The sequence below is a fragment of the Leuconostoc sp. JNUCC 76 genome, from assembly GCF_053667755.1.
Window position 1 is genome coordinate 1,727,270 of sequence record NZ_CM132206.1, and the last position, 22,400, is coordinate 1,749,669.

Consider the following 22,400-nt stretch of genomic DNA (forward strand, 5'->3'; position numbering starts at 1 on the left):
TACTGGAGGACTGAATGTGTAACTAAATTATTAGCTCATCTACTCATGAAAAACGTAAACAAAACATTGATTACTCCCACAGCAAGCAATGCTATTTGGGTATGATTAATATCTTCTTCTAAGCTATTCTGCCATAACATATTCCATCTCTTCTCTTTTTTGAGAAGCCGAATATCATCTTCAAGCTTGCTGATAGTTTCTTTTTGCTTCTCTATCTCGTCGCCCATTTCAATCTGCATATCAAGCAAATGAGAGATCACGTTCAGCATTTCTGATTTATGTTGAATATCATCTAAATTATTCTCTTCTCTTGCCAATGCCATATCTATTCTCCTAAATGTTGTTCACATCATAGTACGTTATAGGTCGTTAATTCTCTAACCACTTCATGTGGCTCTTGTAGTCAATCTGCCTGTTCTCCATAACTTCACTTTTAATCTGCACACGCGCTCGCTCATGACGTTCTACACTATTGCGTGCCAAGTCGCTTGTGCTTCATATTCACTTCTGTAGCGTCTCTGATATGTCTCAAACGCTTTTTTGTTTGTTAATCCATATTTTACTCCATTAAAAAAGCCCAACCTACAATGTAAGTCGGACTGATATTTTTATCTCGCATTAAAATCAAAAAAATTAGTAATTTTTCGAATAATATTTTTGCGAAAGAATTCTACCCTCAATTCTTAAGATGTTGTACTTTTCTGCGTTATCCAAAAATTGTGTATTCTGATCTACTAGTGAAAAAAAAGATTGCTTCTCCGAATCAAAAAAATACTTTTCTACTGCTTCAAACATCGGTTTTAAGGTACTTGCCTCACTTTCATTTTTTATGAACGAGTCCATTCCGAATGGAATATCAATAGCACTATACTCTTTCAGCAATCTAAAATAAACCAGATAATAAGCAAGAAGTTTCTTGTTATGATTCATCCCACTGCCTGGCATAGGCTGGAATTGAAGAAAATTCCGTTCAGTCAAATCGACATCAGTTAAAGTCAATTTAACATCATTTTTTAGCGAACTGAATCTAGTAGTAAGAGCTTCGTTACGTTCTTTTTTTGATTTCTTTAATTGATTTAATTCTTTTTTGAGCTCTTTTAGACTATTTTCTATAACACTGAGCTGACTAGTCTGTATTTCTAAGATGCGAATTAATTCTTTAGAAGCCTTATCCTGAGCGAGATTATCAACATACTCGTTTATATCCGTTAGACTTTTAGATTTAGAGATTTGATATTCCACATTTTTTATCTGGTCTTTAAGTTCATCTTGGTTCAGAAATAAGTTAGCAATATCTTTTTGTAGATCCTGTACCTTTTTTTCAGTTTGAGCCTTATACATATTGATTTCTAAACGATTATTTTCTAAGTCAAATCTTCGTAAAGATATATCATCAGTATACTTCGAATGACAATAGGAGCATTCTAATTTAATATGCTGGTATGAATCATGGTTTAGTTTTGTCAGTTCTTTTAATTCTGATAAATCTTGCTTTTGAATATCAAGTTCTGATTGTTTTTTTATTATTTTAATTTTATATTGTGAAATTTTAGCACTAAGGTCATTCATTATCTTTAAATAATGCTTAATTTCTTTATTTAATAATTCTTGATTCACTTCAGGAACAACATTTTTATTTCCATATTCCTTGAATGTATCTGTTAGTATACCAACGGAATTTTTTAGTTTAGTTTGTTGTTTTGTAATCTCAATTTTTTCATTTTCAAGTCTAGTTATTTCAACATCTGACAATCCTAATAGTGACTCAAAGACTACTTTAGGAATATCTTTATACATTCCTAAAGTATTAGAAACCCCTTTGTAAAGACTGTTATGCCAAGAACTATCTTGATCAATGTAAAAAAGTGATATAAAGGCAGTAGCATAGGCTGTTTCTAAATTCCCAGTACGCTTATTAGGTAAGTATACATTTTCTCCTAATTTATTTTGTAACCACTCTGAATATTGCTTAGCATCTAGAGATTGTTCACAACCTTCTACTTTAAATAAATTATTTTGTCTTATTACTTTATATGATTTACCTTTAATACTCAACTCAATAGTAAAATACATATCCGTAACATTCCAGCTTTCTGGAAAATTCAGAATATCAAATCCTAATGCATAGTAAATTGATTTTATTAAACTAGACTTTCCCCCACCATTTCTTTTACTCATAATCAAATTTGTATTATCAGAGAATGTAAATTTATTTCCTTCCTTATTTTTTACATCAACAATCTCAAGCGAATTAATTTTCATTAGAATTTTACTCCATCACATTACATAAACAATCAATACTCAATGCTAACGCTAAATTATCATTAAGAGATGAATCAATTGACAACACGGCTTGCTTAATTTTGTCAACCATTTCTTTGGTATTATCACTGTTTAGAAACAAAGGGTTACTAAACTTATTTTTCAATTCTGCGGACAGGCTTACATAAATTTGCTTGATTTTGACTTTTTCTTTCTTTATTTTCAACTTTTTTATACTACTTAATTTCAAGTCATCAAGTATATCCTCAAATAATTTACTTTTTTGAGCTTTATCGAAAAGGTTTTTTAGAAATTCACCAGTTATTTGTTTACTTTGAATCTGACTGATTAATTCACTTTTTATATCAATTTCCAAACACAATGTCCCTAGTGTAGCTATTGCAGATTCATGGGTAACTTCTATATCATTATGTGTCATTACCCCTGTCAAATGTATTATGGCCGAGGTCATGTCGTCTGGAAAAGGGGATTTAAAAATTTCTTGACTATTCACACGCTTATTTTGATCTGAATTTAAGTTGAGTTCACTATTTATTTTTTGTTTTTGCTTATTCGACCAAGTATAGCTGGGGCGAATAGACAATCCAGAAGCTACTTCTATCAAATTAGATTTGGTGCTTTCTATTAGATCAGATACAATAATTTTTCTGTGGTCGGCTGTCTGCCCAGGCACTAAATTTTTTTCAATTATTGAAGAACCGGTAATAGAACTGTTTTTCTTATCTTTCTGCTGATTCAGCATCTTTGCCAACGAGAGAGATTTTATGCTTTTAACTTGAACGTAATATACCAAATTTCGAGTCTTGACTACGAAATCTTCTTCCGATTCTGGAGTCAAAATAAAAGTTCCGTTATCAAAATTATACAACATAACTAAAATAGCAACTGCTTTTTGGAAGTTAAACCCTTTTATTGCTATGGCACCGCCATTGTCAGAAACGGACATATAATCACCTATTAGATTTTTTTATTTAATTTTATCATTAAATTAAAAAAAACAACAACATGATTGTATTTTTTCATTTCACATAAAATGAATCAGCTATTTATAACTTAACTTTTTATAGATTTACTTAATATTGTTTTACAAGAATTATTCTGAATGAAAATACCATTTAAGTTAACGCAACGACAGGACGAGGAATCGAACCTCGCGCTTGTACACATTATATCCCCCAACATCTACGTTGGAATCGAACCAACTCGCGAATGTGTCTCTCATATATAGCGTCTACCTATTCCGCCACCTGTCATAATGATAGATATTCCAACCTATCGTATTTTTACATACACAGTGAGTTTTTCCGAAGTCTTATGTAACGTCGCTTTTGGTTGGTGCGATAACCCCTGTTTAATAAATATAACTTCAAATCTTGTTAACTTTTTTCTTGATCCAATCACTAAGCATTAACAATTCTTTTTTTGGCTACTTCATAATAATTCTTATCTAACTCAATACCGATAAAATCACGATTTAAGTTCACAGCTGCAACTCCTGTGCTACCAGATCCCATTGTATTATCTAAAATAACATCCCTTGGGTTCGTGTATGTTTTTATTAAGTACTCAAGTAAATCTACAGGTTTCTGCGTTGGATGCACGCCTTTGCCAGTTACGCTAGGTTGTGCATATTCTAATATATCAATTGGAAAGCGTTCGCCATTGCTTTTTGATTCTGCGCCACCATGTGCCTTATAATTGCGCGATAAGCTAGCCTTTTTACGATTAAAGTAAGGTTTGAATCCTTTACGCATCTGCGGATTGTAAGTTGGTAATTTTTTATAGAACACCAATATCTCTTCCACAACTCGCAATGGCATCTTGTGAGAATTCAAAAACCCAACGGCACGTGCCTTTTTCCATATCCATTTATAACGATACAAGCGTTTGTTTGAAGAAATTAATTCATTTGCGAATAATCCTTGTCCAAACAATATAATCGCGCCATTATCCTTAATTAGACGTTCGTAGTGCTCCCACAACTTATCGAATGGAATTACTTTATCCCAATCATTAGCAGTCGTGCCATAAGGTAGATCACATAATATCATATCCACACTCTTGTCAGGCAACTTTGCCATTTCTTCCAACGTTTCACCCTGTAGTAGTTTTACCATAATCCTCCATATTTATGTAAATTGCTTGCTAAACAAGCTCAACAATATTACAGTTTTTACTGCAATAAAAAATAATCAAGCACGTTGGCTTGACTATTTCAATAATACTATTATTACACATTTTTCTGGCCAAAAACGGGCACAAAACGGGAATTAATTATACCAACAAAGTTATCCACATTACACTAAAACCTAATAAAACACTAGATCTCTGATATACAGTTTATTTTTTAAATGATGAATTTACAAATTAATTGCTAGGAATGTTATTGTATTTTGAAATTTCTTTAACAATTTCGTTATTCAATGCAGAGTATAAATCTATTATTTTGTCACAAGATTTAAAAAAATCATCCCACTGCTTTTCCATGTCCAGTTGGAACACATCATCTTTAATTAAGGAACGTTCCAAAAGGTTGAAATTAAATCTTAAGTTGAGTGTTTGTTCGCAAATGTCATTTGTAATATTCCGTATTTCTTCAGAATTAGGTACAGGCAATGTCTTTGAAAAAGTTTCTAATTGAATACGATAACTATCAATAAATATTTCTTTTTCAGAGCTATCACCATAAGTTTTGAGCAGCTGAGGAATCAATTCTTTTTTCGACATCGTTGCTTCCTCGGCAATTTGTCTAATTGTAGAAAATGAACGTAATGTTTCATCCATATCTTGCCATTTCACTACATAAGAATACAATTTACGTAGATCATCCAAATACATTTGTTCTCTAATAGCTTTTGTTTCTCTTCTTTTTTGTTCATCAAGCTGTGTTTTTGCAACTAAATAGGCTATCAACCCAGAAGGAACAATCCCTAAATAACTCCCCCAAAATTGCATCCAACTTTCATGTGATCCAGGAGTTAAAAAAAGTGATATTTCATAAATTGGCCAAGCGTGACGTTGTATTAACATAGGAGTAATAATAAAAAATAATAATATCAATAACCATATTTTATTGTTTTTGATAAATTTAATAAACACGCAATCAACCTCCAATGGCATGATTATACTCCTTAAGTTAGGAATATGCTACGATATACACACATAATAGACCATTATTAGTTAATCAAATCTCCAAAATTTATTGCTGAATTCTTTTTTAAATTTACGTATTTTCTTTCGACAAGTACTTTCATCTGCATTAAATATCAAAGCAATATGCTTCCACTCATTTTTTCTCCTTCGTCTGTCATATCGTAAGCTTGCCATTCGAACTAATTCAGAGTCGAATGTAGATAAGACGTCTGTAATCATCTGCTGTTGGTCTCTTAGTTTATACAGTTCGTGCAAAACAGTATCTTCATCTTCACGTATTAGCATATCATCTACAGTCCTTACGTGCTTATTCTGAGCTTTCCCTCCACCAATGTTCTGATCATGTACTAAAGGTGTTTGCAAATCTATTTTGCGTAATTTAATCTGCATTTCTATTTTTCCAGAAAAATAGTCTGATAATAGTTCATCAATCTTGTCCGCCACATTAACTCCTCTTAAACATTTCAACTTTATTTTTTTACAATTTTAATCGCCGGACCATGTACAACATGTATATTAAAATGTCTAACTTCCGCTTTCAAATTTCCATAGTCATTTTCTAATACACACTCCCCATCTTGATAGGCATAATCGTAATAGCTATTGAACTTCTCCATAAAATGTTTTGATGCTGATACTATTTTGTATATCATCATACCTTATAACTCCTCTATTTCAATCTTCACATAAGGTTTTTCGGTGTAAATCTTCCGCCCTCGACCATCTACAATGAAACGATCATCTTCAATAATCAGTGCATTCAACCTGTCCTGTGTGGACTTGCATAGGTTATCCCAATCACCTAGCTGTGCTGATGTTGGATATATCTCATGGTTAAGCGCTGATAACTTTTTCTTCTTGCTCCACGACCGCGGTGGCATGAATCCAAAAACATAATCCACTCGAATTGGTTGTGAACCAAATTTCTTAAATTTGCTACGATTCAATTTAGACTTCAAGTTAATCGCCAAATCTGCAATGTACGCTTTTTCTTGTTTGCTTTTGTAAACTTTTCCAAATTTATTAAAATTTGATTGGTTGTGAGGTGCTGGATTAACTGTTAATTCTGTCTCAAATTTAAACATTCAATTCGCACTCAATGATTCTAAGCGCTTCAGAAAATCCAAATGCTGATTTTGTCTCGCCACCCTTTTTACTCTTTTTGGTGAACGAATTTTGATTTATAAAACGACGGCATGCAATGCCATCCCCTTCAAAATAAATTGTTTTGCTTTTAAGTCCAATTACTTGATTCATTTTCGTCTCCCAATTATTTAATATTTAAGCTATGTATTTTAGCAATTTCGTTGTTCACTCGTATACCAGTCAAATGGTACTGATCTAAAAATGTTTCAACACCCATATTGCCAGCCATTTGATGATGTTCTCGACACAACTGAACTACCCTTAATTTCAAGTGATTTATTTTCTGTCGATTCCCACCATTAGCACCGATTGTGTCTAAGTGATGCATGTCACTTGGATTAGCCCCACATAAGACACACCGTTTATTCATCAGGCATTGATATTCATATTTGAATATATCGTCTAAAGCTAACATTTCTAATGGGCGATACTTTGTGAGTGGCACACCATGCTTTACTGAAAAAGTGATCAATATACTGATAAAGTTACTAGCCTGTTCCATCGTCATTCTGCTGGTCTTTATGTTTTCCAGTTCGAAGGCATTGGCAAAGGCCCATTTGAACCATAGCTTTACTTCTTCAGGGTCCTCACCTTGCCAAGAAGCAATATCACCAATGAGCGCATGCATGTGTTTATTTTGTAATAACGATCGTCGTTCTTGGTCGTCGAATACTAAATCAACTTTAGGAACTTGGCCATTGTTGTAACGTAACAATTTTTGCCAATCAATATTTGTTTGGCCAATATTAATTGTTAAATTTTGGCCATCGTATGCAATAACTTCACCGGTGTATTCTCTTGGCATAGTCACCCTTCCATTCGTACACGTTCCTTGTGTTTGTTTATTTTTTCTAATATTTTTTCAATAGTCACATCAGCACCCTGTGTGCCTGTCCAATATTCTCGAGACACTTCGCTAATCAATTGCACTGTATATTTTGCATCGGCTTCTGCGAATGTTTCTTCTCCTGTATACATGTTTACCATCCTTGATCAGTATTAGGTGAGTGATACGTTGGTCGCCAATCAGTCATAAGGTTATGTTTCTTGTCGAAGGAAAGTGTTACCGTACCACGCTTACCATTACGATTCTTAGCCACGATAAATTCAACCTGTGAAATTTCGTCATCGTTTGCTTCTTCTTCGCCCTCATTACGGTAATAATCATCACGATATAAGAAAGCGACGTTATCGGCATCTTGTTCAATTGAACCTGAATCACGCAAATCAGAAAGCATTGGTCGTTTGTCGGTACGTTGTTCCACGCCACGATTAAGTTGAGCTAAGGCAACGATGGGTGCCTTAATTTCTTTACTCAAAACTTTAAGTCCACGACTAATTTTTGAAACTTCATTCACTCGGCTACTATTCTTTTCATTCCCCGTTTCAACCAAGCCAAGGTAATCGATAAGCACCATGCCGAGTTCACCTTGTTGACGTTTCAGTTTCAGTACACGACTACGGATGTCTGAAAAACTTTGAATGGGTGTGTCATCAAACCAAATTGGTAATTGGCCAAGTTTTTCGGCATTATAACTTAAATCGCTAAACTCTTGATCTGTTAATTTACTGTCACGTATTTTCTCAGCATCAACAAGGCTCCGTGTCGATAACATTCGTTTAACCAGCATATCGTTACTCATTTCAAGAGAGATTATCAAAACTGGTTTATCAGCCAAACGTGCAGCACCTTCTGCCATGTTTAATGCAAATGCTGTCTTCCCCATGGCTGGTCGAGCGCCCACAATTGTTAATGAGCCATCAAGTAATCCACCAATTTCTTTGTCTATTGTTTTGAAGCCTGTCGTAATTCCTGGAACGCCTTCCTGAGTCCGCTGTTCAGCAATATTTTCCAGAGTTGGCATCACAGCCTCACTGATATGTTTGGTTGTGTCTAGGGTGTCCCGACGACCTTCAGAAAGATATTCAACTAAATTTGTTTTAATTAGATCAACATCTTCACCGTTGGCCAAATAACTCATGACTTGTTGAGCCGTAATATATAGATTACGTGTTTCAGACTGTTTGGCTACTTGGTCCGCTAACCCAACCGCAATATGTGACGTAATCCCTAAGACAGAAATATCTGCAACAAAATCCACTGGTACTTCTTTCGTGGCCACAGTCATCGGATTAACTTGTTTTCCTTCATCAATTAAGCCTTTAATCCGTTCAAACATAGCTTTTGCTTGTGAATCATAAAAGTCTTCTGCTATCACGTGGCCATTAATGTCTGCCATAGTTCCGCCGATATCATCGGATACCATAATAGCGCCTAATAACTGATGTTCTATCTGTGTGTCATACATTTCTAATCACCTGCTTCAACAATTTTGTGAAGATGTTTTAAGGCTGTCTCATCGCCATTTACTAATTTTTCCCATGCTGCTAGATTATCAAAAGCTGGCATGTGGACCGTTGGGAGTGGTATCTTTTCACGTCCGTACTTTTCAATATACAAACGTTTGATGATTGGATAACGTTCATTGGCCAAACGCTGTAATTCGTGTTCTTTATTTCTCTTGCTCTGCGCTTCTTGACTCTCTGCTTGTTTAGCCACAACAGATTTTGAATTAATAAATCCAGCTGATCGTGCTTCGTTTTCTCTTTCGTCCCACTTAGACATATTGACCAAGTATTTAATCACTGGTTTTGTTGCCACAAATTCTGGCGTCCATTTGGTTGCTAAATAATTTGTCACATCAATAAAACTTTGAAAATCAACATTGCGATTAATCAAGCCAGAAAACATCCCTTTACTTGTATCAGGAACTTCGATTGCAGATTTTCCAAATGCCAAACGCGCATAACAAAGCATTTTCAAATTCAAGTCTGTTACTTCTTCTTTTTGCTCGCGTAACTTTTTTTCTTCTTTTGCTTCGCTGGTGGCTAAAAGTGTCGCTTCGCTCCCCTTTGGTTCGGTTTGTATTTCTGAATCGATTTGTTTTGAAATCGAAGATTGACCTTCACCGTTATTTTCCCCTTTGGGGGTAGGGGGTATTATTAATTGGTTATTAATAGCTTGGTTATTATAACCCTCATTTCCGTGGTTCCCAGCCACATCTGACCGTGGTTCCTTTTGTCGATTTTCGTGGTTCCCAGCCACGGATAATTGTGGTTCTGATTTTACTGGTTTAATAGAAATATAGATTTTTCTAATTCTCTTCATTCCAGCCTGTTCCGTTTGACGTTTTATATAACCATTTACCTCGAGATTTTTAACACCGTCTTCAATTGTTCTTAACGATGCACCATATTTTTCAGCTAAATATTTATTAGATGGATGAGCATAACCATTAGCATTTGCTAGTGAAAGTAGTTCACCAAATAAAAGTTTTTGAAGATTGGTGATATTTTTGTCTTTTAAAACGTCATCATAAATGACAATAAAATGTTGTGCCATAATATTCTCCATTGGGCTTCTCACCCTCTTGTATGGTTACGCCATATCGTTTACAAACTGATTAGAATGGTAAGTCTTTGTCATCAATTTCAATTGCTTGGCCTTTATTAGCAAATGGATCTGGTCCAGCTGGTGGCGTTTGTGAACCTTGACCGAACATTTGATTTGGCGTAAACGTACCTTGTTGTGGTGCCGGTGTACTCTGACCAAACCCACCACCAAAGCTAGCGCTATTATTATTCGTTGCTGTCGTTTGTGGAGCCTGTGAGCCAAATGAAGCACTGCTACCACCAAACGATGAACTAGCACTTTTATTAGGCAACATAGCTCCTTCTGGTCGTTTAACTCCACTAGGCTTGCTACCAGTTGTGTCAAACTTATTGTGTGACTTTACAACCAAATTGTATTGCCCTTTATTATTTTGTTCCCATTCAACAGATACATTCATTTGTTTACCAACTAACCCATTAACAAACTGATTAATATCTGTTAGTTGCACACCATCAGGGACTGCTGCAGCAACCAATACTGTGTTGAAACTCTTCTTAGAACGCTCAATAGCTTCAGATGATGTTTCATCCCATACAACGTTGTCAAAGCGAATTTTTCCGCCAGCATAATCGCCATCAATAACTTCAAAGTCAAGTACAGCCATTTGCTTATTAGTCTTTGACATTGTCACAGTTGATGTGTCAGAAACTCGTACGTTGTATTTCCCTGACTCTTCAATTACTTGTCCCAAAACATTATTACTATCTACTACAAATCCAAATGCCATTTACTTTTCCTCTTTCTTTACTTCAATTAATTCATTTGCTTTTATTAACAGACGATCATCAATTCTGTTCTTAGCATGGTTGCCCTTCTCTGTATCCAAATCAATAAGGCGTTGTCCATTCTCCTTGTATATGCGTCCAACGACATCAAATGGCCCACTAAACGCATTAAAGGTTTTGGCGTTCATATCCGCTTCATAACGGCCACCACCGACTAAACCAGTTGAACCATTGTCTATTTGATGTGCTGTGGCCAAAATAGTCAAACCTGATGCTCTCAAGTACATTCCCAAATCACGGAACCATAACTGTAACTTTTGATAATTTTGACGATTATCTTTACTGGCGTTATCGATGTTCTCGAGAACCCAATTTTGTAAAGCTGTCATATTATCTAAAATAACTGCGTTATACACTCCACTCATCAATGCTTCATTAAGATGTAGCGAAACTTGATTTTGCAGAGTAGCAGCATCTGTGTGATCATATGCAAATACTCGAACATCGTTAGTTCCAACCAAAGCATTTGTTGACCCATCAAAACTAAGCAACAATTTATTGCCCTTTAATTGTTTGGCCAAAGTTGTTTTACCAGTTCCACCTTCACCATAAATGAAATACATGTTACCCATTGTCATAATTTGACCTGGTTCATAAATTCTCATGACTCACCTCTAAACTCAATACCATTAGCGTTAAGAAACGTGGCCACCGCATTTAGATCTTCAATAGTTCCAGTAACATAAAGTAATCTTGTAAAAGTTTGCTGGTTCTTTGAATAAATTTCTGGGGATTCTGATATTTGTGGAACCTCGCTAACTATCTCACCAGTACTTTGATCTATTACCCGATTGTCTACTGTGACTTCGTCAATGTGATTTTCTAGACCTTTTTCTGCCTCCATCTCAGCAACTGCTTTCGCAGCTTCTTCACGTTTTTGACGTTTTACAACATCATGATCAATGTCACTCATAATTTCGGCTAAACTTTTGAAATCAAGATTATGAATGTATCCTTCTGGATCAAATGACTTACCTTCTGCATAATTGCGAATGGCCACCGTGTCAGCAATTCGCTGTTCTTTATTTTTAACAAGAAGGTCGAATTGCGGTTCAATGTGTTCTTCCACAAACGCTTTCTTAGGAACTGTTCCATTAAAGTTCCCCTTGATAAACCACTTATCATTAATTTCAATATCAGGATTAACATCTAAATCATCTGCACGTTGTACAATAAATTCATTTAGTCCATCTCTGCGCTTCCGTTTTTCTACTTCTTCAAAAACTTTAATATCCTTATCAATTTCATCAGCAGCATCTTTTACTTTTTTTTCGTATTCAGTCGCAATTTCAGAAACATCATCAAACGGCTTCAATAATTCTGTTTTAACCTTGCTCCGCCATGCTACTGACTCTTTAGCTGCGTTGCGTAAATCAGCGCGCGATGCTCTAGCTCCTTTCATTGTGTCTTCAGTTACTATAAAATTACTATGTCTTTTTATAATTCGCTCAAAGTCTTTTTTAAATTGATCAACATTTTCGAATTGTATTTGACCGTCTTTAAAACCAACTCGAGGTTGAGTTAATTCATTCATTTGCTTTTCCTGTTCTGTTTGATATACTTAATTTATAAAATTTATTCGAATAATTTTTATGTTTTACGAGCAATCACTTATTTCCCTTCGTGATTGCTTTTTTTTGTTTAAAAATTCAGAAAGTGGTATTGTTAAATTACTAGCTCACCAAGCTAAGTAAACTAACAAGGGGGTTTTCATATGGCTTTTAAGAAAAAAATTGCCGTTATGATTAAGGATAAAGTTGAACAGGGTGAAACAGGATTCTGTTTATCACAGTTCAACCAAGTCGATGTTGCTAATACTGCTAATGCGCTTGAGGAAGAATTAAACCTCGTGCACACAGACATTTATCCTGAAGTGAACGCTGTTATAAGTGTTCGTTCACATAAAAAGCTCTAAACAACACACAATCCATAATCGTATCTAATTCGATGAATTTCATTTCCTATGAAATTCATTTTTTGTTTGTTCTAAATTCATCTAAGCTAACATCTAGTGCATCAGCTATTTTTTCCATTGTTTCAAAAGATGGATACTTTCTTTTTCCAGATACTATCGGATACAACGCTCCAAAAGCCAGTCCTGTTTTTTTTGCTAACCAATAAGTCGTTTTTCCAGTACTATCAAGTTTCCCTTTTATTTTTTCAGACAAAGTCAAGGTCATTTTTAGTCCCCCCTTTACATTATTCATTTGAGTTATAATAATAGGAACAGGCGTTGCTAATAAAACTATTTATACGAACCAACGTTTGCAAAATTAATAGCATACGATGATCAAAATTGATGCAGAAAGAAAAATGATGTTAACACTTAAGCAAGTACGTACTGTTCAATTTTTTATGAACAATTTGAAAGATTACTGCGAACACAATAAAATCGAATTTCCCTTTAAAAAACTAGTTTTTATGCACAATGATGAATTAATCACTGCTAATTGGATTGATGATGATTTTGACGTTGACGGTAACTCGGTTATTAACATAAGAACAAATTACTTATCTACATATTCGGATGAACTATTTTCACGGGATCGTTTGATACAGCTTCTCAACGATAGAAATAAGTTAATGAATCTGATTTATCAAATTACTAACGAATTTCAAGAACTGCCAAATTACTATTGGGTTAGCGATGTGCATTTTATGAAATCTGATATTTCGTTAGATAATTTCTTGTTTAGTCCAGAAGACAGATTCACTCTTGTTTCGTTCTAGAAAGATTTATTTCTGGAATAAACTCTTGAATTTTTGAAATAGTTTCTGACAGCTCGGCACTTTGTGCTTGAGCCTTTTTAATTAGTTCATAAAAATCATCAATATTTTTAATTACTAATTTCACTACTGCTTCTTTTTCCATTTCTTTTCTCCTTATTTAACCCGCAAATACTTGTTGCTACCATCTGTGCCACCCATACGTTTAATATGGCGTAATCTTTTCTGTCGATCGCGCTCTTGCGCCTCTCCTTGAATCAAACCACCAACAAATATTATTGCGGCTATAATGAACACCATTATTACTTGTAAGAACCACATAATTAATCTCCTTATATCAATAAAATTCTGTGTGTTCATCGAGCCACTTTTTTACGGCTGCTTTGGGATACACAACAGATGTTGTTCCTGACTCTTCATCCGAAACATCAATATGTGGAAGTTTATGCCTTATACGGTCAAAGTAAGTACTACCCAGACCTGTTTCTTTGGCCGCTATTGCATTATTCTTCCACACTAATGTTTCATTCTGCTCACGCAACTTGTTAATTTCTTCAAGTTGCGCTTGAAATAATTTAGATACGTTATCCAATACTTCATTTGTATTTATTTTTTCCATATTCACACCTTGCTATCGTTTTGAATATACTTAATCAATCATGTTTTTTAATTTCTGGTATAGCTCCTTTCTGCTCGTCAGTTTCGTTTTACATTCTGTACAACAAGAATTACATTCGGAGCAAAAAAAATATCATCAACTGTTAACCCATGACCTATTGCATCTGCAATTTTGGTCATTGTATCCTTAGTAGCATTTCCACCATTAATAATATTACTAATGGTAGAACGAGATAATCCAGATTTTTTGGATAAATCCACAACTGTAATATTATAAAATCCAATTATTTTAGATATGTTATTTTCCATGTGTATATCCTTCTTTTTGGTATGTATATAATATAACACAGGAATTACATATTGTAAAGCATGAATTACATAAAAATAACCAATTTGTATTGTATAATTTACATTAAGTAAAACACGCACTACAAAAGGTGGAAAATTGCATGTTAGAAAATAATGATCTAGCAATAAAAATTAAAGAATTAAAAGGAACAGATTCTTACAGAGAAATGTCGGCCAAAACTCATGGACATATCTCACACTCTTATTTTAATACTTTAATTAATGGTGACACACGAACTAAACAACCTATTAAGCCAACACCAGAAAAATTAAAATTAATTGCCGATGCATACCCTCTTAAAACAAATTATCATGAACTAATGACGCTTGCTGGATATGATGAAGCTGATAAAGTAACAGAAGATTCTGATACCAATCGACGTTTTGAAGAAGAGTTGCTCTTAGCCTTTGATGGTAAGCCTATTCCTGAAGAAGATAAAAAGAAAATTCTTGAGTATGTTGAATTTTTAAAATTAAAGCACCGGAGCGATAATGAATGAAGAGAGATTCATTTGGAGACGAAGTCAAAACTGAACTGTTGAAACTTGCCCAAAAAAACAAAATTAATGTAACTAATGTTAGTGATTTAGATTCATCAACACCTGATTTATCTCTAGTTGAATTTAAAGGAATACTGATGAATCTTAATTTAAACACAAATGTATCTTATTGTTTTAGATTAGCTCATGAATTATCACACATTATTTATGGGGATGGCAATTCACACAAAATTTATGGTTTCTCGGAACACGCTAAACGTGGAGAAGAACTTTGTGCTCACAAAAATGCTATACGCTTACTAATGAAAATTGAAAAACCATTTTCACCATTTAGCTTTATGGAATACTATAAAGTTCCCACATGGCTTACCTCTCACGTTGAGAGAGAATTTAAACTACAAAGTCTGATAGACTGATTCACGTGCTGAGCATACACGTAAAAAGGCCTGGAGATTGAGAATAATGAGTAAAAAGATAGTCGGAGATGATGGAAAGACATATGTTCAAAAGAAGCCACTTTATAAGCGCTTTTGGGTATGGTTTATTGCTATCATTGTAATTATCATTGCTGTAAATATGTCAAACAATGATAAATCAACATCATCTAGTGGAAGTTCAACAACTAAATCAACAAGCAGTACTAATGCTGCATCTAGTTCGTCAAAAGTGTCAACAGAGTTTTCATCTGCTTTGGCCAAAGCAAAGACATATTCTAGTGTTATGAAAATGTCTAAAGCGGGAATATATGATCAGTTAACATCAGAATCTGGTGAAAAGTTCCCTGCTGATGCTGCACAATACGCTATTGACAATCTAAAAGCAGATTACAACGCCAATGCATTATCAAAGGCAAAAACTTATCAGAAAGATATGAATATGTCTACTGAGGCTATACGTGATCAGTTAACTTCTGATTCGGGAGAAAAGTTTACTCAAGAAGAAGCTGATTATGCTGTTCAACATTTGAGTGATTAAAAATGCCCTTACGGGCGTACATAGTCCACAAAGTCACGACGTTAAACTGCCCTACTTCCTTAATTACACCTTGCTATCGTTTAATTAAAAGGAAGGTAATAAATAAATTCATGAGGTACACATATAAAAAAGAACGTAGAGATCCGCAAATACAATCATATGAAACTGGTAAAGGAAAACGTTGGCGTATTAAGTTTTCCATGACCTATAACGGTGAACGACACAGTATTGAAAGAAGTGGTTTTATTTCTTTTGATGCCGCTAAGCTTGGTAAAAACAAGGCCATTAATGATGTTCAGAAGAATATTACTAAATTAAATATCACTGTCCAAGAATATTTTGAGCAATATTGCGAAGAAAAGATTCAAAATGGATCCTGGCGTTACACAACATTTGCTCGTCAGACTTCGCTGTTTAGACAACTTTTCTATCCACAATGGGGAAAAATAAAAATGGCTAAGGTTAACCGTGGTGACTATCAGCGTTGGTTAACCAAAATGACCATTGAGAAAAATTACTCCAAGAAAACCGTACAGACATTTAATAGTGCCATAGCTACTGTATTCGCAGATGCCTTGTTAAATGATGTCATCATAAAAAATCCGATCCAGAAAATTAAAGTATCAGGCACAGCAGCTCGAGATACATCGATGACTAGATCGGAGTTTAATAAAGTATTCGATTTTATTAAGTCATCTCCGCTTCTGAAAAATCAAGAACGCTCAATGGCTCTCTTAACCACGCTCGGACTTAGACACGAAGAAATAAGCGGATTAAAACTTAAATATGTAAAAGACAACATGATTGGAATATTTGAAGTTCTTAATTTGCATGGTCAAGTTACATCCCCAAAAACATCTACCTCAGAGCGTTGGGTTCCTATGACACCATTAGTTGAGAAATACTTAAAGCTTACTATAAACGAAGCTCGTGAGACATATGGAAAAAACAGTATCATAATGTCACCCGATTCCTTTGTCTTCGTAAATCACTTAGCAAGACATATACGCTATAGTAAATTAACAGAGATTTTTCAATTGATCAGCAAAGAAACTGGTATACATGTTTGGCCACATAAGATGCGTCACGCTTTCTCAACTATAGCTTTTGGAATTGAAGGACTCAATCCTAGAGATATTGCTAATATATTAGGACACTCTAAAATAGACATGTCACTATTTTATAATAATGGAACTGATGAAGGAAAAAAGCAAGCCATGTCCAAGATTAGCAATATGTTCTAACTTCCGAAAAAGTCCCGACTTTTCCCCAACTTTATATTTAAAATACGTATATTTTTTAATATTTATGCCCCATAAAATAGGCTTTTTGGCTTATTTTGTACATATCAACTGCAGCATAACACATCATACCATTTATTTGTGTACTAAAGACAGTCATTTTATTATTTTGGGCTGTTTCAAGTGTTTCTTTATTTGGATGGTTATAGCGATTGTTTCGTCCGGCAGATATAATGCCAATTTCAGGATGCCATTTGTTGATAACTTCAGGATTTGTCGATGTTTTTGAACCATGGTGACCAAACTTTAAGATGTCAACATGCATATCTGGAAAGAAATTTGCAATCTGTTTTTCTCCTGATTGGTCTAAATCACCAGCAGTGAAAATATTTTTCCCACCAATATGGGCAAATAACGCGATACAATCCTCATTTTTTGCTTGACCACTTTTAAACGGGTGAACTATTTGAAGTGGTAGTTTTGATACTTGAATATTATTGGTAACTTCTGTTACTTTTGCTGATCTAAGGTATGGTTTAATTTCGCTTTTAAACGACGATTGCTGCATCATACCAGCTGGAATAATAACATTTTTAACATTCATTTTTGTTAATATGACTTTAGCATTACCGATATGGTCTTGATCATGATGTGATAAGACCAAGTTGTCAATCTTACTAATCCCCCGGCTATGTAAATAATTAACAATTACCGTTTCGCCATTAGTACGGACGTACTTCTGTTTTTGCCACGCTGGCTGTTCGCCAAACGTTACTTTTCCTCCAGTATCTATTAACGTAATTGTTTTGTTGTACGGTTCACGAATAACCGCTGCATCCCCTTGGCCTATATCAAAAGTTGCAAATTCACCATGATATGGGAAATGTATGCAAATCATGGCTACACCAAAGGAAACTATCCACGATATTCTCGCGACATGCTTTATCTTGAGTTCACGCGCAAACATACATAAAGACAAAAACAAAAGCACTACAGCTAGTGCGTTAGGCATTTTACCAACCACAAAATTTCCTGGTAACGTTGCACAAAAATCTACCATATAAGCAAAATACCGGATGACTAGATTGGTTATATATGTCAAAAATGGAATATATTGACCAAAAAAACCTACCATAACCAAAGGAACAATTACCGTACCAAAAATAGGAATTGCAGCAAAATTGATCAACGTTTGCAGAACGTGCCATGTATATTGTTGTTGAATAATAAGCGGAAAACTAACTAAGCTCATCAAAAGATTAGTTTGCCAAAATGTTAGTCTCTGTGAAAATGTCAAGCAAAAGGTTAAGGCAAATGACAGTTGTCCTCCTAACGTCAATAAAATTTGTGGCACAATAGCTAAACTAAACAACAAGCTTAACGCCCAGATAATCTGTGCTTCTATCTTCTTATTTGTTAAATCCTTTAACAATATTAATTCTCCTGAAACAATAGAACGAATTAATACATCGGGTTCACCTGCAAATATAAAATATGCAATCAGTATGATACTCAATACCAATATAGTATATTCTTTTGGTAACCAGATTCTTCTTGATATTTGCATCAGCATTGTCATCAAAAAAGTCACGTGAAATCCTGACACGCTGAATAAGTGAATTAACCCTAACGTTTGCACTCCTGGATTATCTTCATATAAGGACTGAGGTGTAGTTCCAAGAATTAAAGCCTCTGCATATGCACTAAGCGGAGAAGGAAGCCGCTCAGCATTATGGATACCGACACTATGCCATTCATGGAGTTGATATCTAATTTTTTGTAGTAAGGTGGACGGTTTGGCTACCTTCGTATACCATGATTTGATATTGATTTGATGCGTGATTGACTTTGTTAAATAAAATTTTTGAGAGTTAAATTGATTGAAATTAGTTGGCTCAGGTATACGCGTGAATTCAGTTTCTGCTTGAAAAAAAATGACTTTATTGTTTTCAAGCCAGATGTTTTTTATCTTTTCATCTGGAAAGATCCAATACAATTTGACTTTCTCATGGTTATCTAACTGAGCTGTGGCCTTGAGATTTGCTCCATCAATTTGAATATCATCTGGAAAAATGATACCTGCTACATGATGTTGCTTATCATTTTTTTGATTGATTTGTTGCTGTAAACAATGCGAATTATAAATAAAATAAACCATAAAAGGTAGTGTCAACAGTAAAATTTTGAACAAAAGATCAATTTCACGTTGCCAAAAACACAGTACGACCATAAAAGTAAAAAGGAACCAAGTAATTGCACATGAATAATAGATAATGCCAGTTAAACTTGCTATCAACAAACTAGCAAACATTAAAACCCGCGCCATATTAAACAGTCACTTTATCTTTCAAAGCTTCAAATCTTTTTTCACCGATACCGGAAACCTGTTTAATTTCCTCAATAGATTTAAATTCACCATGTTCTTCACGATATGCAATGATTTGCTCCGCTTTCTTGACACCAATTCCATCTAATTTTTGTAATTCCACTACCGTAGCAGTATTCAAATTAATAACTTCATTATCTGTCGTAGTCATTGATGACGTACTACCGTTGTTTACAGGAGCAGAAGATGTCTCTCCTCTCATCGGTACATACACAATTTGTCCATCGGTCAATTTTTGGGCTAAATTAACTTGCTGCATATCTGCTTCTTCTAGGGTTCCACCAGCCTGTGTAATGGCTGTTTGTACACGTGCAAAACTAGTAATTTTGTAAACTCCAGGATTTTTTACAGCTCCCTTAACATCAACCATTACGATTGATCTATCTTTGTCGCCGGATTCAGATTTCTTTACAACACTTGTACTGGCTATTGAAGAAGACAATGATGTCTGCTGTACTTCTTTGGTCTGATGAGAATATGCACAATAAATAATAGCAGCAAAAATAAATAAAATGATGAATATCCAAATTTTATACTCATAGTATTTTTCTTTTACAATTTCTAACACATCTGACATTTCAATTCCTCTACTTCCATAGTACGAATTTCAAAATAAAAAAGCTTACCATAGCAGATAAGCTTTATTTCACACTGTCAGTTGTCTTAATTACTTTCCCTGTTTGCAAATAATTGATTACATCATCAAATGTTTGCACAGGAATAACCTTTAATTTAGGTGCATATTTTTTAGCTGTGTCTCGAGCTAGCATATAGTTAGTTTTATGTTGCTCTTCATACTTTAGTAACTCTTTGCTTGGCTTTACATATGGGGCAAAGAATACTGTTGATCCGGCTGCCTTAGCAGCCATAATCTTTTTATCAATACCACCAATTTCACCCACATAGCCATCAGCACTCATTGTACCAGTGCCAGAAATATTACGTCCTTTAGCTAATAAATCACCAGTCAATTGATCATAAATCTGTATGGTAAACATTAAGCCACCAGAAGGTCCACCAATTTGACCAGCATTGACGCTAACTTTTGGCGTCGTTGTAACAGCCACATTATCCGTCAGTACGATACCTATTCCAGCACGTCCATTTGGATATTCCGTCGTTTTGGTACCAGCAAGCTTAATTGTATCACCAGTTGCTTGACCTTTTTTACCATCACGAGTGTAGTCAACAGTGACCTTGGTTCCCTTGGATTTATTGGCTAAATACTTAATAAAGTTATCTGAGTTCTCGTAGTGATGACCGTCGATTGCAGTAATTGTGTCCCCTACCTTGATACTCTTTTTGAAATGAGATTTAGAAGAGACACTCAATACGTAGATACCACGATACTTTGTCGTAATAGGCTTATTAGCTTTTTTAAATGCAACCTGCTCAGCATTGGCGATTGCACTTTGCATATAAAAATCTTGAACCTTACTAAAAGTAGCAGAACTTTGACCGCCTGTAACATCCTCCGCTGTTGCATATGACAAATGAGGATTAATTTTAGTTTCTAAATATTTAAATCCATTGGCTTGTGATAAATAAACAGATGTGATTCTATACTGGCCTTTAGAAGTGTCTTTTTTACCGTCAATTTTAACAAATTTCGATAAATCATCGGCTTCACCGGGGGACTCAATGTATCCACTCAATGGCCAAACACCAGCTACGATTCCAGTTATCACCAAAAGAGATACAATGGCAAGAATTATTTTACTTTTTTTGCGCATTTAGCCTCTCCTTTAGTGCTTCAACAATGGTCTTTGGGACAAATTTTATCATATTATTAGCACCCATGCTACCAATTTCTTTGACCATGGAACTAGAAATATTTTGATTTTCCGGTTTTGCTAGTAGTAAAACGGTCTCAACATCTGCCAGAGCACTGTTCATTCCGGCAATATCACGTTCATACTCGAAATCTTTACCATTTCGAAGCCCTCGAACAATATACTTAGCACCAACCTCGTTCATGAATTGAACTGTTAGTCCCTTCATGATTGCCACCTCAACATTTGGTAAATCTTGAACCACATTACTAATCAGAACCATTTTTTCTTTTGGTGTAAACAACGCTGCTTTGCTTGTATTATTACCAACACCTACGATTACTTTTTCAAATATACCGCTAGCACGTTTAATAATGTCTAAATGACCGTTGGTTAACGGATCAAAACTGCCAGGAAATACTGCTATACTCATAATTTAACCCTCATATTGATATATAGTCACTACGGTTATACCATAATGTTTCTGTTGAATGATTGAGAAATCATCACTTTTATTTGGTAAATTTGCCTCATCGTTGCTTTCAGCCAATATAATGGCACCCGAGTCTAATAAACTATTCTCTGCCATAAACGCCATATCTGCAGCAATGGTTTCTTTAGCATATGGTGGATCCAAAAAAATCAAATTAAATTTTTTGGAATTAGCTACAAAATTAAGCAAAGCTTGTTTCGCTGGCGACTTTAGAACTGTAAACTCATCAGCATGATGTGTCTTCTCAATATTTTCTTGAATGACCTTAATTGCTTGGAATTGGCGATCTACTAACGTAGCGTGCGTCATGCCTCTTGAAACAGCTTCAATGCTTAACCCTCCTGTACCTGCATATAGATCAAGTGCATCCCCGCCGTCTAAATACGGCATTAACATACTAAACATTGCTTCTTTCACTTTATCCGTCGTCGGACGTGTTTTGTCGCCATTTACTGCTTCAAGGCGTGTTCCTCGAAATCTTCCTGATACTACCCGCATGATTATACGATATACAAACCC

At 34.8% G+C, this 22,400-nt stretch carries 32 protein-coding genes; 6 read left to right on the top strand and 26 right to left on the bottom strand.

Going from position 1 to position 22,400, the window contains the following annotated elements:
- Nucleotides 1-35: 35 nt before the first annotated feature.
- The 16 genes from JNUCC76_RS08650 to JNUCC76_RS08725 all read right to left on the bottom strand — a co-directional run bounded on the left by JNUCC76_RS08650 (nt 36) and on the right by JNUCC76_RS08725 (nt 12,355).
- A complete protein-coding gene (locus JNUCC76_RS08650) occupies nt 36-323 on the bottom strand; it encodes a hypothetical protein (RefSeq protein ID WP_454154085.1) in 288 nt (95 codons plus the stop codon).
- A 310-nt stretch (nt 324-633) separates the two neighbouring features.
- Nucleotides 634-2,262, bottom strand: coding sequence for a hypothetical protein (locus tag JNUCC76_RS08655; RefSeq protein ID WP_454154086.1), 1,629 nt, complete (start codon nt 2,260-2,262; stop codon nt 634-636).
- A gap of 7 nt (nt 2,263-2,269) precedes the next feature.
- Nucleotides 2,270-3,229 carry a dsDNA nuclease domain-containing protein gene (locus tag JNUCC76_RS08660; RefSeq protein ID WP_454154088.1) on the bottom strand — a complete coding sequence of 320 codons (960 nt, stop codon included), beginning with the start codon at nt 3,227-3,229 and terminating at the stop codon, nt 2,270-2,272.
- Between the two features lie 454 nt (nt 3,230-3,683).
- The gene (locus tag JNUCC76_RS08665) at nt 3,684-4,400 is read right to left on the bottom strand and encodes a DNA-methyltransferase (RefSeq protein WP_454154090.1); all 717 of its coding nucleotides are present in this window, start codon (nt 4,398-4,400) and stop codon (nt 3,684-3,686) included.
- Between the two features lie 250 nt (nt 4,401-4,650).
- Entirely contained in the window at nt 4,651-5,403 is a 753-nt protein-coding gene (locus tag JNUCC76_RS08670; RefSeq protein WP_454154092.1) for a hypothetical protein, read from the bottom strand.
- 60 nt (nt 5,404-5,463) lie between these two features.
- Nucleotides 5,464-5,880: a DUF722 domain-containing protein gene (locus JNUCC76_RS08675; RefSeq protein WP_454154093.1), complete on the bottom strand. Its 417-nt coding sequence runs from the start codon at nt 5,878-5,880 to the stop codon at nt 5,464-5,466.
- A gap of 26 nt (nt 5,881-5,906) precedes the next feature.
- Nucleotides 5,907-6,092 carry a hypothetical protein gene (locus JNUCC76_RS08680; protein ID WP_454154095.1) on the bottom strand — a complete coding sequence of 62 codons (186 nt, stop codon included), beginning with the start codon at nt 6,090-6,092 and terminating at the stop codon, nt 5,907-5,909.
- A gap of 3 nt (nt 6,093-6,095) precedes the next feature.
- Nucleotides 6,096-6,521 carry a RusA family crossover junction endodeoxyribonuclease gene (locus tag JNUCC76_RS08685; RefSeq protein WP_135400114.1) on the bottom strand — a complete coding sequence of 142 codons (426 nt, stop codon included), beginning with the start codon at nt 6,519-6,521 and terminating at the stop codon, nt 6,096-6,098.
- Nucleotides 6,514-6,693, bottom strand: a complete 180-nt coding sequence (locus JNUCC76_RS08690) for a hypothetical protein (RefSeq protein ID WP_135400115.1) — start codon at nt 6,691-6,693, stop codon at nt 6,514-6,516. Before JNUCC76_RS08690 ends, JNUCC76_RS08685 begins: the two co-directional genes overlap by 8 nt.
- A gap of 13 nt (nt 6,694-6,706) precedes the next feature.
- Nucleotides 6,707-7,387, bottom strand: coding sequence for a putative HNHc nuclease (locus tag JNUCC76_RS08695; protein ID WP_454154097.1), 681 nt, complete (start codon nt 7,385-7,387; stop codon nt 6,707-6,709).
- A 2-nt stretch (nt 7,388-7,389) separates the two neighbouring features.
- Nucleotides 7,390-7,560, bottom strand: a complete 171-nt coding sequence (locus JNUCC76_RS08700) for a hypothetical protein (protein ID WP_248574638.1) — start codon at nt 7,558-7,560, stop codon at nt 7,390-7,392.
- A gap of 2 nt (nt 7,561-7,562) precedes the next feature.
- Complete coding sequence (locus JNUCC76_RS08705; RefSeq protein ID WP_454154099.1) at nt 7,563-8,891, bottom strand: replicative DNA helicase; 1,329 nt, start codon at nt 8,889-8,891, stop codon at nt 7,563-7,565.
- Between the two features lie 2 nt (nt 8,892-8,893).
- The gene (locus JNUCC76_RS08710; protein ID WP_454154100.1) at nt 8,894-9,985 is read right to left on the bottom strand and encodes a helix-turn-helix domain-containing protein; all 1,092 of its coding nucleotides are present in this window, start codon (nt 9,983-9,985) and stop codon (nt 8,894-8,896) included.
- Between the two features lie 61 nt (nt 9,986-10,046).
- Nucleotides 10,047-10,763, bottom strand: coding sequence for a DUF669 domain-containing protein (locus JNUCC76_RS08715; protein WP_454154102.1), 717 nt, complete (start codon nt 10,761-10,763; stop codon nt 10,047-10,049).
- On the bottom strand, nt 10,764-11,426 hold the full coding sequence (locus JNUCC76_RS08720) for an AAA family ATPase (protein ID WP_454154104.1): 663 nt from the start codon (nt 11,424-11,426) through the stop codon (nt 10,764-10,766).
- Nucleotides 11,423-12,355, bottom strand: coding sequence for a DUF1351 domain-containing protein (locus tag JNUCC76_RS08725; protein ID WP_454154106.1), 933 nt, complete (start codon nt 12,353-12,355; stop codon nt 11,423-11,425). The genes JNUCC76_RS08720 and JNUCC76_RS08725 overlap by 4 nt, the downstream gene beginning before the upstream one ends.
- A 180-nt stretch (nt 12,356-12,535) precedes the next feature.
- Between JNUCC76_RS08725 and JNUCC76_RS08730 the strand changes: the two genes are divergently transcribed.
- Nucleotides 12,536-12,736, top strand: coding sequence for a hypothetical protein (locus JNUCC76_RS08730; RefSeq protein WP_454154108.1), 201 nt, complete (start codon nt 12,536-12,538; stop codon nt 12,734-12,736).
- Nucleotides 12,737-12,791: 55 nt separating this feature from the next.
- Here the strand turns inward: JNUCC76_RS08730 and JNUCC76_RS08735 are convergent, their stop codons facing one another.
- Complete coding sequence (locus tag JNUCC76_RS08735) at nt 12,792-13,001, bottom strand: helix-turn-helix domain-containing protein (protein WP_454154110.1); 210 nt, start codon at nt 12,999-13,001, stop codon at nt 12,792-12,794.
- 106 nt (nt 13,002-13,107) lie between these two features.
- Here JNUCC76_RS08735 and JNUCC76_RS08740 point away from each other — a divergent pair, with 106 nt between their 5' ends.
- On the top strand, nt 13,108-13,551 hold the full coding sequence (locus tag JNUCC76_RS08740) for a hypothetical protein (RefSeq protein ID WP_454154112.1): 444 nt from the start codon (nt 13,108-13,110) through the stop codon (nt 13,549-13,551).
- On the opposite strand, the gene JNUCC76_RS08745 is transcribed toward JNUCC76_RS08740, so the two are convergent.
- From JNUCC76_RS08745 to JNUCC76_RS08760, 4 genes are all read right to left on the bottom strand, one after another.
- Nucleotides 13,532-13,693 (bottom strand): hypothetical protein, encoded by a 162-nt coding sequence (locus JNUCC76_RS08745; protein WP_454154114.1) that lies wholly within the window; start codon nt 13,691-13,693, stop codon nt 13,532-13,534. The two genes, JNUCC76_RS08740 and JNUCC76_RS08745, sit on opposite strands and share 20 nt — an antisense overlap.
- 11 nt (nt 13,694-13,704) lie before the next feature.
- A complete protein-coding gene (locus JNUCC76_RS08750; protein WP_454154116.1) occupies nt 13,705-13,869 on the bottom strand; it encodes a hypothetical protein in 165 nt (54 codons plus the stop codon).
- 16 nt (nt 13,870-13,885) lie between these two features.
- Complete coding sequence (locus tag JNUCC76_RS08755) at nt 13,886-14,167, bottom strand: hypothetical protein (RefSeq protein ID WP_454154118.1); 282 nt, start codon at nt 14,165-14,167, stop codon at nt 13,886-13,888.
- Between the two features lie 77 nt (nt 14,168-14,244).
- Nucleotides 14,245-14,475, bottom strand: a complete 231-nt coding sequence (locus tag JNUCC76_RS08760; RefSeq protein ID WP_248574644.1) for a helix-turn-helix transcriptional regulator — start codon at nt 14,473-14,475, stop codon at nt 14,245-14,247.
- 140 nt (nt 14,476-14,615) lie between these two features.
- Here JNUCC76_RS08760 and JNUCC76_RS08765 point away from each other — a divergent pair, with 140 nt between their 5' ends.
- The 4 genes from JNUCC76_RS08765 to JNUCC76_RS08780 all read left to right on the top strand — a co-directional run bounded on the left by JNUCC76_RS08765 (nt 14,616) and on the right by JNUCC76_RS08780 (nt 17,233).
- The gene (locus JNUCC76_RS08765; RefSeq protein WP_248574645.1) at nt 14,616-15,014 is read left to right on the top strand and encodes a hypothetical protein; all 399 of its coding nucleotides are present in this window, start codon (nt 14,616-14,618) and stop codon (nt 15,012-15,014) included.
- Nucleotides 15,011-15,430, top strand: coding sequence for a M78 family metallopeptidase domain-containing protein (locus JNUCC76_RS08770; protein WP_454154121.1), 420 nt, complete (start codon nt 15,011-15,013; stop codon nt 15,428-15,430). The genes JNUCC76_RS08765 and JNUCC76_RS08770 overlap by 4 nt, the downstream gene beginning before the upstream one ends.
- 46 nt (nt 15,431-15,476) lie before the next feature.
- Entirely contained in the window at nt 15,477-15,989 is a 513-nt protein-coding gene (locus JNUCC76_RS08775) for an Ltp family lipoprotein (RefSeq protein WP_454154123.1), read from the top strand.
- A 110-nt stretch (nt 15,990-16,099) separates the two neighbouring features.
- Nucleotides 16,100-17,233 (top strand): tyrosine-type recombinase/integrase, encoded by a 1,134-nt coding sequence (locus JNUCC76_RS08780; RefSeq protein ID WP_454154125.1) that lies wholly within the window; start codon nt 16,100-16,102, stop codon nt 17,231-17,233.
- 55 nt (nt 17,234-17,288) lie between these two features.
- Here the strand turns inward: JNUCC76_RS08780 and JNUCC76_RS08785 are convergent, their stop codons facing one another.
- The 5 genes from JNUCC76_RS08785 to rsmD form a co-directional block, all read right to left on the bottom strand.
- The gene (locus JNUCC76_RS08785; RefSeq protein ID WP_454154127.1) at nt 17,289-19,556 is read right to left on the bottom strand and encodes a DNA internalization-related competence protein ComEC/Rec2; all 2,268 of its coding nucleotides are present in this window, start codon (nt 19,554-19,556) and stop codon (nt 17,289-17,291) included.
- A gap of 1 nt (nt 19,557) precedes the next feature.
- Nucleotides 19,558-20,193, bottom strand: coding sequence for a helix-hairpin-helix domain-containing protein (locus JNUCC76_RS08790; RefSeq protein WP_454154128.1), 636 nt, complete (start codon nt 20,191-20,193; stop codon nt 19,558-19,560).
- Between the two features lie 64 nt (nt 20,194-20,257).
- Entirely contained in the window at nt 20,258-21,349 is a 1,092-nt protein-coding gene (locus JNUCC76_RS08795; RefSeq protein WP_454154130.1) for a SepM family pheromone-processing serine protease, read from the bottom strand.
- Nucleotides 21,333-21,821 carry a pantetheine-phosphate adenylyltransferase gene (gene coaD / locus JNUCC76_RS08800; protein ID WP_454154132.1) on the bottom strand — a complete coding sequence of 163 codons (489 nt, stop codon included), beginning with the start codon at nt 21,819-21,821 and terminating at the stop codon, nt 21,333-21,335. Before coaD ends, JNUCC76_RS08795 begins: the two co-directional genes overlap by 17 nt.
- Before the next feature lie 3 nt (nt 21,822-21,824).
- A complete protein-coding gene (gene rsmD, locus JNUCC76_RS08805; protein WP_454154134.1) occupies nt 21,825-22,379 on the bottom strand; it encodes a 16S rRNA (guanine(966)-N(2))-methyltransferase RsmD in 555 nt (184 codons plus the stop codon).
- Nucleotides 22,380-22,400 lie beyond the last annotated feature (21 nt).